The following is a 15,649-nucleotide window of genomic DNA, read 5'->3' as shown; positions in this document are numbered from 1 at the left end:
GTGCTGCCGTTCCCTCTGTCTGCCATGTCCATGACCCAGCCCCCCCGCGCGTCGGACCCGTCGGCGGCCACCGCCACCCCGGAGGCCGACCTGGCCGAGCTGCGCCACCGCATGGCGCGGGCCTCGCGCTGGGTGGTGCTCAGCGGGGCGGGCATGTCGGCCGAGAGCGGCATTCCCACCTTCCGGGACGCGCAGACCGGGCTCTGGGCGCATCTGGACCCCGAGCAGTTGGCCAGCGAGGCCGGCTACCGGGCCGATCCGGCGCTGGTCTGGGACTGGTACGAGACGCGGCGCGAGGGCGTGCGCCAAGCCCGGCCCAACGCCGGCCACGTCGCCCTGGCCAACTATGCCCACCGTTTTGCCGGTCGGCTGACCGTCATCACGCAGAACGTGGACGATTTGCACCAGCGCGCCGGCAGCCCCGGTGTGCTGCGCCTGCACGGCGACCTGTTGGCCGACCGCTGGCTGGGCCGCTGCGCCCAGCCCAGCTTCAGCGGCCACGGCTGTGAACCGCGCCAGGCCCGGCCGGGGCGGCCACCGCATTGCAGCCGCTGCGGCAACCTGGTGCGACCGGGGGTGGTCTGGTTTGGCGAGCCGCTGCCGGCGACGACCTGGGCACAGGCCGAGGCCGCGGTGGACCAGGCCGAGCTGCTGCTGGTGGTGGGCACCTCGGGGGCGGTGTGGCCGGCTGCCGGCCTGGCCGCCCGGGCGCGTCGCCACGAGGCCTTTGTGGCGGTGCTCAATCCCGCCACCAGCGCCATCGACGACGAGGCCCACCTGCACCTGCGCGGCACGGCCGCCACCCTGCTGCCAGCGCTGCTGGACCCGTTGCGCTGAGCCCCCGCCGTACACTGCCGCCACCAACCATCCCCTGACCGACGATTGCAGGAAGCGAGCGCACGATGCCCGTTGTTGCCGTGTCGCATCCCCTGGTCCGCCACAAGGTGGGCCTGCTGCGGGAAGCCGACATCTCCACCAAGAAATTCCGCGAACTCACCGGCGAGCTGGGCCGCCTGCTGGCCTACGAGGCCACGGCAGACTTCCCCCTGGCCACCACCACCATCCATTGCTGGAGCGGTCCCACCGAGATCGAGCAGATCGCCGGCCGCAAGGTGACGGTGGTGCCCATCCTGCGCGCCGGGCTGGGCATGCTCGACGGCGTGCTGGACATGCTGCCCAACGCCAAGGTGAGCGTGGTGGGCCTGGCCCGCAACCACGAGACGTTGCAGCCCGAGCCCTATTTCGACCGGTTCGTGGGCCAGCTGGGCGAGCGCACGGCGCTGATCATCGACCCGATGCTGGCCACCGGCGGCTCCATGATCTCCACCATCGACATGCTCAAGGCCCGCGGCTGCCGGGACATCCGCGCCCTGGTGCTGGTGGCAGCGCCCGAGGGCATCCGCGCGCTGGAGGCCGCGCACCCGGATGTGCGCTGCTGGACCGCTGCCGTGGACAGCCACCTGGACGAGCAGGGCTACATCATCCCCGGCCTCGGGGATGCTGGCGACAAGATCTTCGGCACCAAGGACGAGCAGACCCGATGAGCCCGAACCCCTTCCGCCGCGTCGGCCGCACCGGCGCCCTCCTGCTGGGCGCGGCCCTGCTGGCCGGCTGCACCCAGGAGCAGCAGAACCAGATCCGGCGCGACATCCAGAACTGGACCGGCACCAACGGGGTGCTGGAGGTCTACGCCGGCGGGCAGGTGGTCAAGCGCTTCCTGAAGATCGACAAGCTCTCCACCGCCCTGGGCACCTCCGACAGCACGCCGCGCAGCTACCGCTACGGTTATGGCGTGCTCGACGAGAACCTCAACGGGCAGGTCGACCCGGGCGAGAAGCGGGTGTATTTCGAGGTTGGCGACTTCAACGCCTACGTGTTCTTCGAAAACCCACGCTGAAGCGCCGACGGTCCGGCGGCACGCTTGCCTACACTGGGCGCCATGTCGTCCCAGCCCGATCTCTTTGCCGCGCCGGCCCTGCCGCCCGCGCTGGCCGAGCAGGCCGCCGCCCTGCGTGCGGCCCTGCATCACCACGCCCACCGCTACTACGTGCTGGACGATCCGGCCATTCCGGATGCCGAGTACGACCGCCTGTTCCAGCAGCTGCAGGCTCTGGAGGCCGAGCACCCCGCGTTGCGCACGACGGATTCGCCCACCCAACGGGTCATCGGCCAGGTGCTCGACGGTTTCACGCCGGTGCGCCATGCCGTGCCCATGCTGAGCATCCGCACGGAGACCGATACCACCGCCGCGGGCGCCCAGGCGTTTGACGAGCGCGTGCGTCGCGAGCTGAAGCTGGAGCCCGAGGCGCCGGCCATCGACTACGCCGCCGAGCTGAAGTTCGACGGCCTGGCCCTCAACCTGCGCTACGAGCATGGCGTGCTGGTGCAGGCCGCCACCCGGGGTGACGGCGAAAGCGGCGAGGACGTGACCCAGAACATCCGCACCATCGGCCAGATCCCGCTGCGCCTGCGGCAGTGCAGTGCCCCGGTGCTGGAGGTGCGGGGTGAGGTCTACATGCGCCGCGACCACTTCGAGCAGCTCAATGAGCGCCAGCGCGCGTTGATCGCCGCCGGGGCCAAGGGGGAGAAGACCTTTGTGAACCCGCGCAACGCCGCTGCTGGTGCGGTGCGGCAGCTGGACCCGGCCATTGCCGCCCAGCGCCCCTTGAGCTTCTTCGCCTACGGTCTGGGCGAGGTGCGGGGCTGGGACGTGCCGGCCACCCACGCCGGCCTGCTGGACGCCTTGGCGGCGCTGGGCCTGCCGGTCTGCGCCCACCGAACGGTGGCTGCCGGGGCAGACGGTCTGAGCGCCTTCCATGCGCAGATGGGGGCGCTGCGCGACACGCTGCCCTTTGACATCGATGGCGTGGTCTACAAGGTCAATGACCGCGCGTTGCAGGAACGCCTGGGCTTCGTCACCCGCGAGCCGCGCTGGGCGGTGGCCCACAAGTACCCGGCCCAGGAGCAGATCACGCGGCTGCTGGACATCGACATCCAGGTCGGCCGCACCGGCAAGCTCACCCCGGTGGCCAAGCTGGAGCCGGTGTTCGTGGGCGGCACCACGGTCAGCAACGCCACCCTGCACAACGAGGACGAGGCCCGCCGCAAGGACGTGCGCGTGGGTGACATGGTGATCGTGCGCCGCGCCGGCGACGTGATCCCCGAGGTGGTAGGCGTGGTGGCCGAGCGACGGCCGCCTGACGCCGGCGAGCCCTTTGACCTCTACAAGCGCCTGGGCGGCCAGTGTCCGGTGTGCGCCAGCCCCATCGAGCGTGAGGAAGGTGAGGTGGACTGGCGCTGCACCGGTGGCCTGACCTGCCCGGCCCAGCGCAAGCAGGCGCTGCTGCACTTTGCCAGCCGCCGCATGATGGACATCGAGGGCCTGGGCGACAAGCTGGTGGAGCAATTGGTGGACGCGGGCATCGTGCGCAGCCTGCCCGATCTCTACAAGCTGGGCTTCACCAGCCTGGCCGCCCTGGAGCGCATGGGCGAGAAGAGCGCACAGAACCTGCTGGCCGGTATCGAGAAGAGCAAGGCCACCACCCTGGGCCGTTTCCTGTTCAGCCTGGGCATCCGCCACGTGGGCGAGGCCACCGCCAAGGACCTGGCGCGCCACTTCGGCACCCTGGACCGCCTGATGGACGCCCGTGAGGAGGAGCTGCTGGAGGTCCATGACGTGGGCCCCATCGTGGCCCGCAGCGTGCGCCATTTCTTCGACCAGCCGCACCACCGTGAGGTGGTGGAGCAACTGCGCGCGGCCGGCGTGCACTGGCCTGACGAAGAGGGCCTGGCCAGCGATGCGCCGCGCCCGTTGCTGGGCAAGGTGCTGGTGCTCACCGGCACCTTGCCCACCCTGGGGCGCGAGGAGGCCAAGGCCCTGATCGAGGCCGCCGGTGGCAAGGTCACCGGCTCGGTGTCCAAGAAGACGAACTGGCTGGTGGCGGGCGAGGAGGCGGGCAGCAAGCTCGACAAGGCCCGCGAGCTGGGCATCACGGTGCTGGACGAGGCGGGGCTGCAGGCCTTGCTGGCCGGCGCGGCGTGAGCCCCTGCCGCGCGATGTCCACCGCGCCCAGGTCGTGGGCTCAGACGGTGCGCTGCCGCGCCAGCGGCGGGTTCTTGGCGAAGTAGCGCTCGATGCCGGTGAACAGCGCGTCAGCCAGCTTGCGCTGGTAGGCGTCGCTGCGCAGCTTGCGCTCCTCCTCCGGGTTGGAGATGAAGGCCGTCTCCACCAGGATCGACGGGATGTCCGGGGCCTTGAGCACCGCGAAACCGGCCTGTTCCACCTCGTTCTTGTGGAGCTTGCCCAGCCGGCCGATCAGGCCCAGCACCTCGTGGCCCACCTTCAGGCTGTCCTTGATCTGGGCGGTGGTGCTCATGTCGAGCAAGGCGCTGAGCACATGCTGGTCGCGGGCGGCCACGTTCACGCCGCCCACCACGTCGGCGGCGTTCTCCTTGTTGGCCAGCCAGCGCGCCGCGGTGCTGGTGGCGCCGCGCTCGCTCAGCGCGAACACGCTGGCGCCCCGTGCCTCGGGGTTCATGAAGGCGTCGGCGTGGATGGAGATGAACAGGTCGGCCTGCACCCGCCGGGCCTTGCGCACCCGCTCGGTCAGTGGCACGAAGAAATCCTCGTCCCGGGTCAGCATGGCCCGCATGCCCGGCTTGGCGTTGATCCGCTCGCGCAGCATCAGCGCGATGGACAGCACCACGTCCTTCTCCTTCAGCCCCGTGGGGCCGATGGCGCCGGGGTCTTCGCCCCCATGGCCGGGGTCCAGGGCAACGATGATCAGGCGATCCAGCCGTGCGCGCGCCCCGGGCCCGGGGGGGGTGGCCGCTGGCGGTGCCGGGGTCTGGCCGGGGCGCGCGGCCTCCGCGGTGACCGGGCCCGGGCCGCTGCCCGGCGCGCTGGCCAGGGGGGGCGCCGGGGCCGCACCCCCCGCGGGCAGGCCCGGGCGCTCTAGCTGCCCGATGAACTCCCCCAGGGCGTCCTGCACGCTGCGTCGGGCCTCCTCCTCGGCCCGCGCCTTGTCGGCCAGGAAGGCCATCAGCGGGTCCACCTCCTGCACCGGGTACAGGTCCAGCACCAGCCGGTGCCGGTAGGCCGCCACCGGCGCCAGGGTGAACTGCTGGGGCTTGACCGGCTGCTTCAGGTCCACCACCAAGCGCACCACGGTGGGCTGGTACTGGCCGATGCGCACCCCGGCGATGTAGGGGTCCGAAGGCTGGATCTTGCCCACCAGCTCCTTGAGCGCCGGTGCCAGCTCCTGCTGCTGCAGGTCCACCACCAGCCGATCCGGGCCGGTGGTCAGAAAGTGCTGGGCCAGCACCGCCTGGTCGGATTCAATTGTCAGGCGCGTGTAGTCCTGCGCCGGCCAGACCCGCACCGAGAACACACCGCCCGCCCGCGCCAGGGCCATCGGCCCCAGGCTGAGCACCAGCCAGCCAGGCGGCGTGGCCGCCAGCATCCACTGGCGTCGCTTCATGCCGGGTTCCCGTCCGCGACGGCCAGCCACTGCAGGCCCTGGGCCGTGAGCACCTCCAGTGCCACCTCCCTCGATTCGTCGTCCTGGGGCGTCAGCACCAGGCGCAGGTCGGGCCCGGGCAGCCAGGGATGGGCTTTGCTGGCCCATTCACTCAGGCACAGGCCCGGCCGGTCGAAGAGCTCGCGCAGGCCCGCGTCTTCCCACTCCCGCGGGTCGCTGAAACGGTAGAAGTCGAAATGCGCCACCTCCAGCGTCCGGCCCTGCGGGCCGCTGAGCTGGTAAGGCTCCACGACGGCGTAGGTCGGGCTCTTGACCCGGCCCTGCACGCCCAGGGCGCGCAGCAGGTGGCGGGTGAAGGTGGTCTTGCCAGCCCCCAGGGGGCCGTCGAGCTCCAGGCGCAGGGCGGCAAGGGCCGGCAGGGCCCATACCCCCCGGGCCAGCGCCTGGGCGCTGGCCTCGCAGGCGGTCTCGTCGGGCCAGCGCCAGAGGCGGGTTTCTAGAATCGGCGGATGGTTCAAGGGCAACAGTCGCTGCATGTGGTCTGGGAGCGCCTGCAGCGGCAGGCTCACAGCTTGGGATTCTCCCAGATCGGGGTCGCCGGGGTCGACCTGTCCTCGGCAGAGCCCGGGCTGCTGGCCTGGCTGGACGCTGGTTTCCACGGCAGCATGGGCTATATGGCGGCCCATGGCCTGCGCCGTGCGCGCCCGGCCGAACTGCTGCCGGGCACGGTGCGCGTGATCACCGCGCGCATGGACTACCTGCCGGCCGGGCTGGACCGCGAGGGTTGGCGCCAGCGCGAGCGTCAGGACCTGGCGCGCCCGGACTGGGCCACCGTTTCGCTCTATGCCCGGGGGCGGGACTACCACAAGGTGCTGCGCCAGCGCCTGCAGAAGCTGGCCGATGCCCTGGCCGCCGAGGTGGGGCCCCTGGGGGCGCGGGTGTTCACCGACTCGGCGCCGGTGCTGGAGGTGGAGCTGGCCCTTCGCAGCCAGCAGGGCTGGCGTGGCAAGCACACCCTGCTGCTCAACCGCCAGGGCGGCTCCATGTTCTTCCTGGGTGAAATCTATGTGGACCTGCCCCTGCCGCTGACCGAGGGCCCCGAACCGGACGATGGGCACTGCGGCCAGTGCAGTGCCTGCCTGCCGGCCTGTCCCACCGGGGCCATCGTGGCGCCTTACCGGCTGGATGCGCGGCGCTGCATCTCCTACCTCACCATCGAGCACGCGGGGCCTATCCCGCTGGCGCTGCGACCCCTGCTGGGCAACCGGGTCTATGGCTGCGATGACTGCCAGCTGGCCTGCCCCTGGAACAAGTTCGCCCAGCCGGCCCTGGTGGCGGACTTCACGCCCCGGCCGGTGTGGGCCGACCGGCGTCTGCCGGTGCTGTGGGCCTGGCGCGAGGCCGACTTCCTGCGCCATACCGAGGGATCGCCGATTCGCCGTATCGGCTTTGCGCGCTGGCGGCGCAACCTGGCGGTGGTCAGCGGCAACGCGCTGGCCGGCTTGGGCGGGCCAGCGGGCGTTCCGGGGGCCGATGGCGCCTTGGCGGATCTGCGCCAGGCGCTGCGACAGGCCTTGGGCCAGGCCCTGGCCGACCTGCATGCTGACGACCCCGACCACGCCCTGGTGGCCGAGCACCTGCAGTGGGCCCTGTCGCAGGGCCTGGACTGAGTCCTGCTCCGCCGTGCGGGGCTCAGCCCATACCGCTGGCCTGCGCCAGCGCCAGGCCGCCGAGTGCCAGGGGCACGCTGAGCATGCCCAGCAGGGTGGACAGGCTCACCAGTCCGGCCACGAAGGCGCCGTGCCCACCCATGCGTGCGGCCAACACATAGGCGCTGGAGGCCGTGGGCAGCGCCGAGAAGGCCACGATGACCATTTGCTGCAGCGGTGGCAGGCCCGCTGCCGTCACCAGTGCGATGGCCAGGGCGGGCAGCAGCAGGTGCCGGATGGCCAGAAAGCCGCTGGCCAGCCCTGGCGCATCCCGCAGTGCGCCCATCTGCAGGCCGGCGCCCACGGCCATCAGGCCCAGCGGCAGGGCAGCGCCGCCCACCCGCGCCAGGGTGGTGGTGAGCAGGTCGGGCATCGGAACCCCCAGCAGGTTGACCGCCAGGCCACTGAGTGTGCCCAGGATGAGCGGATTGCGCGCCAGCTCCCGGCCCAGGTGCTGACCGCCCTGGCGGGCCAGCGGCCACACCGCGGCCACGTTGCACACCGGGACGCAGACCGCAATGAGCACCGCGATGGCCGCCACCCCCTGCACACCGCCCAGCCGCTCGGCCAGGGCCAGACCGACGTAGGAGTTGAAACGGAAGGCGGTCTGCGCCCCGGACGCGTGGGTCAGGGCATCGACTCCGGGCCAACGGCGCAGCAGGTAGGCCATGGCGATGCCGGCGCCAATCACCGCCAGCCCGCAGCCCAGAAAGTTCAGGGCCGTGCCCAGCTGCAGGGGCTGGCGCACAATCGCCACGAACAGCAGGCAGGGGAACAACAGGTAATACACCAGTCGCTCCACGCCCTCCCAGATGGGACGATTCAGCGCGGTGCGACGGCATATCCAGGCGCCCGCCACAATCAACAGGAAATCAGGCAACAACAACAGCACTTGGCTCATGGTCGGCAGTGTGCCAGCCTGGCGGCCTGGGCCCGTGTGCAAGCTCGCCGCCCGCGGTTGCGCCAAGGCCATGCCACGCGTGCCGTTCCACAGGGCCAGCACCGCTCACCCTTCCGTACATGACCGAATCTGCCCGCATGCCCCCCCCACGCCACCGGCCCGCTGCGAACGCCCTCCCGGCGCAGCAGGTGGCCATGTCGCGCCGCCGGGCCAGCTTGGCACTGGCCGGCAGCGGGCTGGCGCTGTGGGTGGGGCTGCCGCATGTGGCCCAGGCCGCTGATCCAGGCCCGGCGCGGCCGATCCGGGCAGAGGGGCATGTGTTTGCGGCCGAACAGCAGGTGGGGAACGAGAGCCTGCAGCTCAACGGGGTGGGTCTGCGTGCCGTGGCCTGGGTCAAAGGCTACGCGGCAGCGCTCTACCTGACGCGCCGCAGCGCTTCGCCCAGCGAGGTGATCGCCCTGCCAGGCGCCAAGCGGCTGCAACTGAGGCTGCTCATGGAGGCGCCGGCCGAAGAGTTCGTCAAGGCGTTTGATAAGGGGGTCTTCCGCAATGCGCCCGCCGAGCGGCATGACAGCCTGCGACCGCGGGTGGCCGCGGTAGACGCCCAGATCCGCGGCCTGGGTACGCTGCGCAAGGGCGATCTGGTGGACCTGGACTTCCAGCCGACCCAGGGCCTGACGCTGCGGCACAACGGCCGGGTACTGGGCGCGCCGGTGCCTGGCGCCGACCTCTACGGGGCGTTGCTGGCCATCTTCATCGGTCCCAAGGCCATCGATCCCGAGATGCGTACCGGCCTGCTGGGTGGCCCGGTGGGCTGAGGGCCCTGCTTCCCAACCTGCCATGCCGCCTCCCTGCTTCCCTATGTCCCCCTTGCACGGCGCCAGCATCCACGCGCCGCAAGCGCAGCGGCTGAGCCGTCGCGCCGTGTCCACCTGGCTGGCGCTGGGGATGGCGGCCCCGCCCGGGCGGGCGCAGGCCTATCCGTCACGGTCGGTGCGGTTGATCGTGCCCTTTGCCACGGGGGGCACCACGGACCTCATCGCCCGGGTGCTGGCCGAACGCATGGCCCCTTTCCTGGGGCAGGCAATCGTGGTCGAGAACCGCTCCGGTGGCGGCGGGGTCGTGGGGGCTACCGAGACCGCACGCGCCCCGGCCGACGGGTACACCCTGGGCATGGCCACCGTCTCCACCACGGCAGCCAATCCGGCGATCAACCCTCGCATTGGCTACCACCCCCTCCACGATTTCACGCCCGTCCTCAACATCGCCGCCACACCCAATGTGCTGGCGGTCCACCCCAGTTTGGGCGTGCAGGACTTCAAGGGCCTGCTGGCGCTGCTGCGCAAGGGCCCCGACCGCTACAGCTACGCCAGTTCGGGTACGGGGGGCATCGGCCACCTGCAGATGGAGCTGCTCAAGAGCCTGGCGGGCGTGAGCATCGCCCATGTGCCTTACCGGGGCGCCGGGCCTGCCCTGCATGACACGGTGGCCGGGCAGGTGCCGATGATTTTTGACAACCTGCCCTCGGCGCTGCCCTTCATCCGCGAAGGGCGCCTGACGCCCCTGGTGTTGGCGTCGGGCGGCCGGCTGCCGCAGCTGCCCGAGGTGCCCACCTTCAAGGAGGTGGGATTGGAGCCGGTCAACCGCATGGCCTTCTACGGGCTTTACGGCCCCAGGGGCCTGGCGCGGGAGGTGGTGGACAAGGTGCATGCGGCGGTGCGCCGGACGGTGGAGCTGCCCGAGGTGCGCCGGCGCATCGAGGACACCGGCTCGGTGTTGGCCCTGAACACACCGGAGCAGTTCGCGGTGCAGATCAAGGCCGAGTACGAGGTCTACCGGCGAGTGGTGCAGGAACAGAAGCTGAGCCTGGATGTCTGAGCCGGTGCAGGCGGCGGTGGCGGGCGTGCTGTCGACCCAAGACCAAGCCCTGCTCGACAGCTGGCTGGACGCTTTGTGGCTGGAGGACGGTTTGGCCGCACCATCCCTGGCGGCCTACCGGGCAGACCTGACGGCCTTGGCGCGCTGGCAAGCGGCCCGCGCCGAGGGCGGGGCCCGGGGCGGCCTGCTGGCCCTGACCGCGCAGGCGCTGCGCGACTTTCTCGACCACCGCTGGCAGTTGGGTGACAAACCCAGCAGCGCCAACCGGCGCGTGGCGGCGCTGCGGCGATTCTTCCGTTGGGCGGTGCGCGAGGGCCTGGTGACCGAGGATCCCAGTCTGCCGTTACAGCGCGCACGCCAGGCACCCCGCGTGCCGGGAACGCTCAGCGAAGCCCAGGTGCTGGCCCTGCTGCAAGCGCCTGACACGGCCACCCCGCTGGGTCTGCGCGACCGGGCCATGCTCGAGCTGATGTACGCCAGCGGACTGCGTGTGACCGAGCTGGTCACCCTCACCCTGTTGCAGGTGGCGCTGGCCGATGGGGTGCTCAAGGTGGCAGGCAAGGGCAGCAAGGAGCGGCTGGTGCCCTTTGGCCAGGAGGCTGCTGAATGGCTGTCGCGCTACCTGACTCAGGCCCGTGCCGAGATCTTGGGGGGGCAGCGCAGTGATGACCTGTTCGTCACCGCCCGTGGGGGGGCCATGACACGGCAGATGGCCTGGGTAATGGTCCGTCGCCATGCGCAGACGAGCGGCATCACGGTGGCCCTCTCACCTCATACGCTGCGGCACGCCTTTGCCACGCACCTGCTCAACCATGGTGCCGACCTGAGGGCGGTGCAATTGCTGCTGGGGCATGCAGATATTTCCACCACCACCATTTATACCCATGTGGCGCGAGAGCGGCTGCGCCAACTGCACCATTTGCACCACCCCAGGGCATAAGGTCCGGTGCCGAATAAAAAAACCCGCGCCGGGTTAACAGCGCGGGTTTTGGTCTGCATCTGCCAATCCAGCGGTCGGAAATCCGACCGCAGATTCAGGCCGAAAATCAGAACGTGAAGATCATGCCAGCGGCGTAGGCGCTCTTGGTCTTGCCCGCGGTGGAGGTGGAGCCCGGGGCGTTCTTGGCCTGGCCGAAATCGACGTAGGCGTAGGTGCCCTTCAGGACTTCGCGGTTGATGAACACTTCGGTGGCCTTGGCGTCGGTGTCGCTGTTCTCGCCGTACAGCAGGCCGACGGTGAAGCCGCCCACCGGAGCGGAGATGCTCAGGCCGTAGCCAGCGCCGCTGCCACCCTTGGCGACGTCGCCGCCGTCGGTGTAGGTCAGGGCAACCTTGGCGGCGCCGAAGTCGTAGGAGCCCGCCACCGACATGAAGTCCTCACCGGCCTTCACGGTCTTGCCTTGGTAGGCGACGGCAGCGGCCACCGGGCCGGCGGCGTAGGTCACGCCCAGGCCAGCGTTGGCCTTGCCGGTGGTGCCGCCGGCTTGGGCCATGGCGTCACCTTCGACTTGCAGGCTGGCCATCACGGTCACGCCGCCCATGTTCGGGGAGATGTACTGGCCCACGCCGATCTGGCGGCCGGGAGCCCACGGGCCCACGCCGGCGTTGCCCCAAGCGGAGGCAGCGTTGGCGGCGCCGTTGGCGTCAAAGCCGATCATGGTCTGGAAAGCCACGCTGTCCTGACGGCCAGCACGGATTTCACCGAAGGAGCCAGAAAGACCGGCCCAGGCTTGGCGGGCGAAGAAGGGGGTGCCGACGTTGCCGGTGCTGTCGATGCCGGCCGATTCCAGCTTGAAGTTGGCCTTGTAGCCAGAGCCCACGTCCATCGAGCCCTTGATGCCGAAGCGGCTGGTGGAGTTGCCGTGGTTGCCGTCACCGCCCGAGTAGAACGAAGCCTTGCCGTCGTTCACCGCCTCGATGCCGGGGTAAATGTCGTTCTTGCCGTAGGACAGGTCGATCAGGCCGTAAACAGCCACTTGAGCCTGGGCGGCACCGGCCAGGGTCAACATCACGGCGGCGGGGATCAAAGCCTTTTTCATGGATTACCTTCGGGTTTCCAGGGTTAACGAGGATTGTCAGTCTAGGCTCGGACAAGAAGAAAGCGAATCAAACTCCTGTCCGAAGTTGCGCAAACGCAACATCGCGTACAGTTGCAACAAACGGGCCAATATCACGCACCACCATGGATCACACCTTTCTTTCCGCCTTTGTCCTGCTCTTGCTGGTGCTGGATCCCCTGGGCAGCCTGCCGATCTTCATCTCGGTGCTGGAAGGCGTGAAACCGGAGCGTCGCAAGGTGGTGGTGATTCGGGAGGCCTGCATCGCCTTTGGCGTGCTGCTGGCGTTCATGCTGGGCGGGCAGGGATTCCTGGCGCTCATGCACCTCTCCGAGCGGTCGCTGGAGGTGGCCGGTGGTGTCATCCTGGCCATCATCGCCATCAAGATGATCTTCTCCGGTGGGTCGGAGGTCTACGGCAGCGAGGGCGGGCGTGAGCCGCTGGTGTTTCCGCTGGCCGTGCCGCTGCTGGCGGGTCCGTCGGCCATGGCCACGGTCCTGCTGCTGGCCTCGCGCCAGCCCGAGCGCCTGACGCACTGGATTGGCGCGCTGGCCCTGGTCATCGTGGTGTGCGCCGTGGCCATGTTGGGGGCGGGACGCATCCGCAAGCTGCTGGGTCAGGCGGTGGTGACCGCGCTGGAAAAACTCATGGGCCTGGTGCTGACCGCCATCGCCGTGGAGATGATCTTGGCAGGCCTCAAGCGCTACTTCCTGGGCCTTTGAGGTCCGGGGCCGGCCGGCTTGACCGGCCGCGTTTTGGCAAGGCCGTGAGGCCGGCCTGCCGCGGTGGTGGGCGGGATTCCGGGCGCCGGTGCGGCCCGCACCGCTGAGGATCCGTGCACACGCCCCTGCAGTCCGTTGCACGGACGAGGCGCTGGCCGGTCCAGGGCGTCGGCTCAGCGGCCGCGCAGGTGGGCGGGCGCCTCCAGGCGCTGCGCCAGGGCCGACAGCAGCAGTGTGAGCGCCAGGTAGAGCACGGAGATGGCCAAGTACGGCTCCCAGTAGCGGGAGTAGGCCCCGGCCACGGTGCGCGCGGCCAGGGCCAATTCGGCCAGGCCGATGGCGGAGACCAGGGACGAGTCCTTGATCAGGGTGACGCCTTCATTGACCAGGGCTGGCACCATGCGCCGGAAGGCCTGGGGCAGGATCACGAAGCGCATCGCCTGTCCGTGGCTCAGCCCCAGGCTCCAGGCGGCCTGGGTCTGACCCAGGTGAATGCTCTGGATGCCGGCGCGAAAGATCTCGGAGATGTAGGCGCCGGCATTGAGCGAGAGCGCCACGGCCCCTGAGAAGAAGGCGCCATGCTCCTGGCGGAAGGTGCGTGCCGCTTCACCCGCCAGCAGCAGGCCATGGTCCGGATGGACCAGGGCCGGCATGACCGCGAAGTGCACCAGCAGGATCTGCACGAACAGCGGCGTGCCGCGGAAGAAGGTCACGTAGACCAGCGTGATCCAGCGGGCCACCTTGAGCAGCACGGCCACTGCCGGCGACTTGGGCCGTGGCGCGTCCCGTGAACTGCTGATGAGGCCCAGCAGGGCGCCCAGCAGCAGGCCGACCGCGATGGCCACCCCGGTGAGTTTCACCGTGGTCCACAGGCCCTCCATGAACAAGGGCCCGTAGCCGGCCAGAATGTCCCAGCGTAGATCCACCGCAGCTTCTCCCCGTCTTCTCTCAGGTCAGCGCCGTGGGGCTCAGTTCGAGGCGGCCGAGGCGGCGGCGGCGGGCGCGGCTGCCGGCGGCTCGACGCCGAAGGTCTTCTTGTAGATCGCGGCGTAGGTGCCGTCGGCCTTGATGGCGGCCAGGCCCTTGTTCACCAGGGCCAGCGCCTCGGCGTTGCCCTTCTTGACGGCCAGGCCGTACTGCTCGGGGGCGAAGGTGCTGTCGGCCACCGTCTTGAACTTGGCGCCCGGGTTGTTGGCCACATAGTGGATGACCACGCCGTTGTCGGCCACCACGGCGTCCACGCCGCCGCTTTCCAGCTCCTTGAGGGCCAGCGGGGTGGATTCGAAGCGCTTGGTGGTGGTGGCGGTCTTGCCCTGGAGCTTGGTCACGACCTCATCGCCCGTGGTGCCGGTCTGCACGCCCACCTTGAGCTTCTTCAGGTCGGCGAACTTGGTGACCTTGGCGCCATCCTTCACCGCGATGAGCTGCACCGCGTCGAAGTAGGGGTCGGAGAAATCCATAGTCTGCTTGCGCTCGTCGGTGATGGTGATCGACGAGATCAGGATGTCGCGGTCGCCCTGGGCCAGCGCGTTGAAGATGCCCTCCCACGGGGTGTTGACGAACTTGACCTTGAAGCCCGCTTTTTCGGCCACGGCGGTCAGCAGGTCGACCGAGAAACCGACGATTTCACCCTTCTCGTTCTGGTACTCGAACGGCGCATAGGCGGCGTCGGTGCCCACGGTGAAGGTCTTGACTTCAGGCACCGGCGCCGCCGAGGCCGGGGCGGAGGCCGCCGGTGCGGGCGGCGGCTCCTGCTTGCCGCAAGCGGCCAGGAGCAGGCCGGCCACCAGGGCGGTGGAGGCCTTGAGGAAGCGTCGGGTGTCGTGTTGAGCCATGGAAGGGTGTCCTCGTGGGGTTGGGGTCAATGGCACCTGGAGGCGTGTCCGGGCCATCGGGTCGCTTGGCAAGATTCGCGCCAACGGCGCCCGCCGGCGTCGCGGCGCCGGCAGCGCGCATCATGCACCGCTTTGGGGGGCTTGGGTTTGACCGGCGGGGGTGGAGGTGCCCTGGCGATCGCCGTGCTGCAAGGCCTCCAGCTCTTCCGCGGTGAAGCCCGCTTGGCGGCGCGCGGGCAGGTTGAAGGGGCCGTGCAGGCGGGGCGCCCGGTGCTGACGGGCCAGCTCCCGGTAGTGCGCCACGGGTTCGAGACCTTGCCGGTCGCACAGCCAGCGGTACCAGCGGTTGCCCACCGCCACATGGCCAATCTCATCGCGCAGGATGACGTCGAGGATGGCCACCGCTGCGGTGTCGCCCGCCTCCCGCAACCGGGCCTGGATGGGGGGCGTGGCGTCCAGGCCGCGCGCTTCCAGGGTGCGCGGCACCAAGGCCATGCGCGCCAGGGCGTCAGCCTGCGTGCGCTCGGCCATCATCCACAGGCCGTCGTGGGCGTCGAAGTCGCCATAGGCGTGCCCCAGCTGCGACAGGTGCTGCTGCAGCAATTGGAAATGGGTGGCCTCTTCGGCGGCCACCCGCAGCCAATCGGCGTAGAAGTCAGGTGGCATGCCGCCAAAGCGCCAGACTGCGTCCAAGGCCAGGTTGATGGCGTTGAATTCGATGTGGCAGATGGCGTGGATGAGGGCGGCGCGCCCGGCCGGCGTGAAGGGGCTGCGCTGTGGCACCTGGGCCGGATGCACCAGGCGCGGCAAGGCCGGCCGGCCGGGCAGACCCGTGGGTGCCTTGCTGACCTGCCAATCCGGATCGGCAGGCTCACCGCCGAGCAGACGCCCGTGCAGTGCTGCCGCCTGGGCGCATTTGCGGTGGGGATCGGCCTCCTGCAAGGCCATCAGGGCGCCTGCCCGCAGCGGCAGGGAGGGGTCGGTAAAATCCATGGTCTGTCTGCTGGCCCTCGGGGCCTGCCAGGTGGTGGCGTGGGTGGCTCCTGCGCCGCGCCTCATGGGGCTGC

General features: G+C 70.0%; 16 protein-coding genes. 9 read left to right on the top strand and 7 right to left on the bottom strand.

The window, feature by feature from the left end:
* Window positions 1-30 precede the first annotated feature (30 nt).
* The 4 genes from G3A44_RS06490 to ligA all read left to right on the top strand — a co-directional run bounded on the left by G3A44_RS06490 (window position 31) and on the right by ligA (window position 4,042).
* A complete protein-coding gene (locus G3A44_RS06490) occupies window positions 31-837 on the top strand; it encodes an SIR2 family NAD-dependent protein deacylase (protein WP_203561312.1) in 807 nt (268 codons plus the stop codon).
* A gap of 65 nt (window positions 838-902) precedes the next feature.
* Window positions 903-1,544, top strand: coding sequence for a uracil phosphoribosyltransferase (upp, locus tag G3A44_RS06485; protein ID WP_163456684.1), 642 nt, complete (start codon window positions 903-905; stop codon window positions 1,542-1,544).
* Window positions 1,541-1,897: a hypothetical protein gene (locus tag G3A44_RS06480; RefSeq protein ID WP_163456683.1), complete on the top strand. Its 357-nt coding sequence runs from the start codon at window positions 1,541-1,543 to the stop codon at window positions 1,895-1,897. Before upp ends, G3A44_RS06480 begins: the two co-directional genes overlap by 4 nt.
* Window positions 1,898-1,939: 42 nt before the next feature.
* Window positions 1,940-4,042 (top strand): NAD-dependent DNA ligase LigA, encoded by a 2,103-nt coding sequence (gene ligA / locus G3A44_RS06475; protein WP_163456682.1) that lies wholly within the window; start codon window positions 1,940-1,942, stop codon window positions 4,040-4,042.
* A 40-nt stretch (window positions 4,043-4,082) separates the two neighbouring features.
* Here ligA and G3A44_RS06470 read toward each other — a convergent pair whose 3' ends face one another.
* Complete coding sequence (locus G3A44_RS06470; protein WP_163456681.1) at window positions 4,083-5,480, bottom strand: N-acetylmuramoyl-L-alanine amidase; 1,398 nt, start codon at window positions 5,478-5,480, stop codon at window positions 4,083-4,085.
* The gene (tsaE, locus tag G3A44_RS06465; protein ID WP_163456680.1) at window positions 5,477-6,016 is read right to left on the bottom strand and encodes a tRNA (adenosine(37)-N6)-threonylcarbamoyltransferase complex ATPase subunit type 1 TsaE; all 540 of its coding nucleotides are present in this window, start codon (window positions 6,014-6,016) and stop codon (window positions 5,477-5,479) included. Before tsaE ends, G3A44_RS06470 begins: the two co-directional genes overlap by 4 nt.
* On the opposite strand from tsaE, the gene queG reads away from it, so the two are divergent.
* On the top strand, window positions 5,990-7,150 hold the full coding sequence (gene queG, locus G3A44_RS06460) for a tRNA epoxyqueuosine(34) reductase QueG (protein ID WP_163456679.1): 1,161 nt from the start codon (window positions 5,990-5,992) through the stop codon (window positions 7,148-7,150). The genes tsaE and queG overlap by 27 nt on opposite strands.
* Before the next feature lie 22 nt (window positions 7,151-7,172).
* Here the strand turns inward: queG and G3A44_RS06455 are convergent, their stop codons facing one another.
* Window positions 7,173-8,090, bottom strand: a complete 918-nt coding sequence (locus G3A44_RS06455) for an AEC family transporter (RefSeq protein ID WP_163456678.1) — start codon at window positions 8,088-8,090, stop codon at window positions 7,173-7,175.
* 119 nt (window positions 8,091-8,209) lie between these two features.
* On the opposite strand from G3A44_RS06455, the gene G3A44_RS06450 reads away from it, so the two are divergent.
* The 3 genes from G3A44_RS06450 to xerD are packed head-to-tail and all read left to right on the top strand — an operon-like array spanning window position 8,210 to window position 10,908.
* Window positions 8,210-8,908, top strand: coding sequence for a chalcone isomerase family protein (locus G3A44_RS06450; RefSeq protein WP_163456677.1), 699 nt, complete (start codon window positions 8,210-8,212; stop codon window positions 8,906-8,908).
* Window positions 8,909-8,951: 43 nt separating this feature from the next.
* The gene (locus G3A44_RS06445; protein ID WP_375138635.1) at window positions 8,952-9,968 is read left to right on the top strand and encodes a tripartite tricarboxylate transporter substrate binding protein BugE; all 1,017 of its coding nucleotides are present in this window, start codon (window positions 8,952-8,954) and stop codon (window positions 9,966-9,968) included.
* Window positions 9,961-10,908, top strand: coding sequence for a site-specific tyrosine recombinase XerD (gene xerD / locus G3A44_RS06440; RefSeq protein WP_163456676.1), 948 nt, complete (start codon window positions 9,961-9,963; stop codon window positions 10,906-10,908). Before G3A44_RS06445 ends, xerD begins: the two co-directional genes overlap by 8 nt.
* A gap of 106 nt (window positions 10,909-11,014) precedes the next feature.
* Here xerD and G3A44_RS06435 read toward each other — a convergent pair whose 3' ends face one another.
* Window positions 11,015-12,007 (bottom strand): porin, encoded by a 993-nt coding sequence (locus G3A44_RS06435; protein ID WP_163456675.1) that lies wholly within the window; start codon window positions 12,005-12,007, stop codon window positions 11,015-11,017.
* Between the two features lie 143 nt (window positions 12,008-12,150).
* Here G3A44_RS06435 and G3A44_RS06430 point away from each other — a divergent pair, with 143 nt between their 5' ends.
* On the top strand, window positions 12,151-12,747 hold the full coding sequence (locus G3A44_RS06430) for a MarC family protein (protein WP_163456674.1): 597 nt from the start codon (window positions 12,151-12,153) through the stop codon (window positions 12,745-12,747).
* Between the two features lie 173 nt (window positions 12,748-12,920).
* Here the strand turns inward: G3A44_RS06430 and G3A44_RS06425 are convergent, their stop codons facing one another.
* The 3 genes from G3A44_RS06425 to G3A44_RS06415 all read right to left on the bottom strand — a co-directional run bounded on the left by G3A44_RS06425 (window position 12,921) and on the right by G3A44_RS06415 (window position 15,575).
* Window positions 12,921-13,673 carry an amino acid ABC transporter permease gene (locus G3A44_RS06425; protein ID WP_163456673.1) on the bottom strand — a complete coding sequence of 251 codons (753 nt, stop codon included), beginning with the start codon at window positions 13,671-13,673 and terminating at the stop codon, window positions 12,921-12,923.
* A gap of 42 nt (window positions 13,674-13,715) precedes the next feature.
* On the bottom strand, window positions 13,716-14,582 hold the full coding sequence (locus G3A44_RS06420; RefSeq protein WP_163456672.1) for a basic amino acid ABC transporter substrate-binding protein: 867 nt from the start codon (window positions 14,580-14,582) through the stop codon (window positions 13,716-13,718).
* 120 nt (window positions 14,583-14,702) lie between these two features.
* On the bottom strand, window positions 14,703-15,575 hold the full coding sequence (locus G3A44_RS06415; RefSeq protein WP_163456671.1) for a ferritin-like domain-containing protein: 873 nt from the start codon (window positions 15,573-15,575) through the stop codon (window positions 14,703-14,705).
* Window positions 15,576-15,649 lie beyond the last annotated feature (74 nt).

Source organism: Ideonella livida (assembly GCF_010499455.1).
In the GTDB taxonomy this organism is placed as follows: Bacteria; Pseudomonadota; Gammaproteobacteria; order Burkholderiales; family Burkholderiaceae_C; genus Ideonella; species Ideonella livida.
This window is presented reverse-complemented; position numbering and strand designations above follow the sequence as displayed.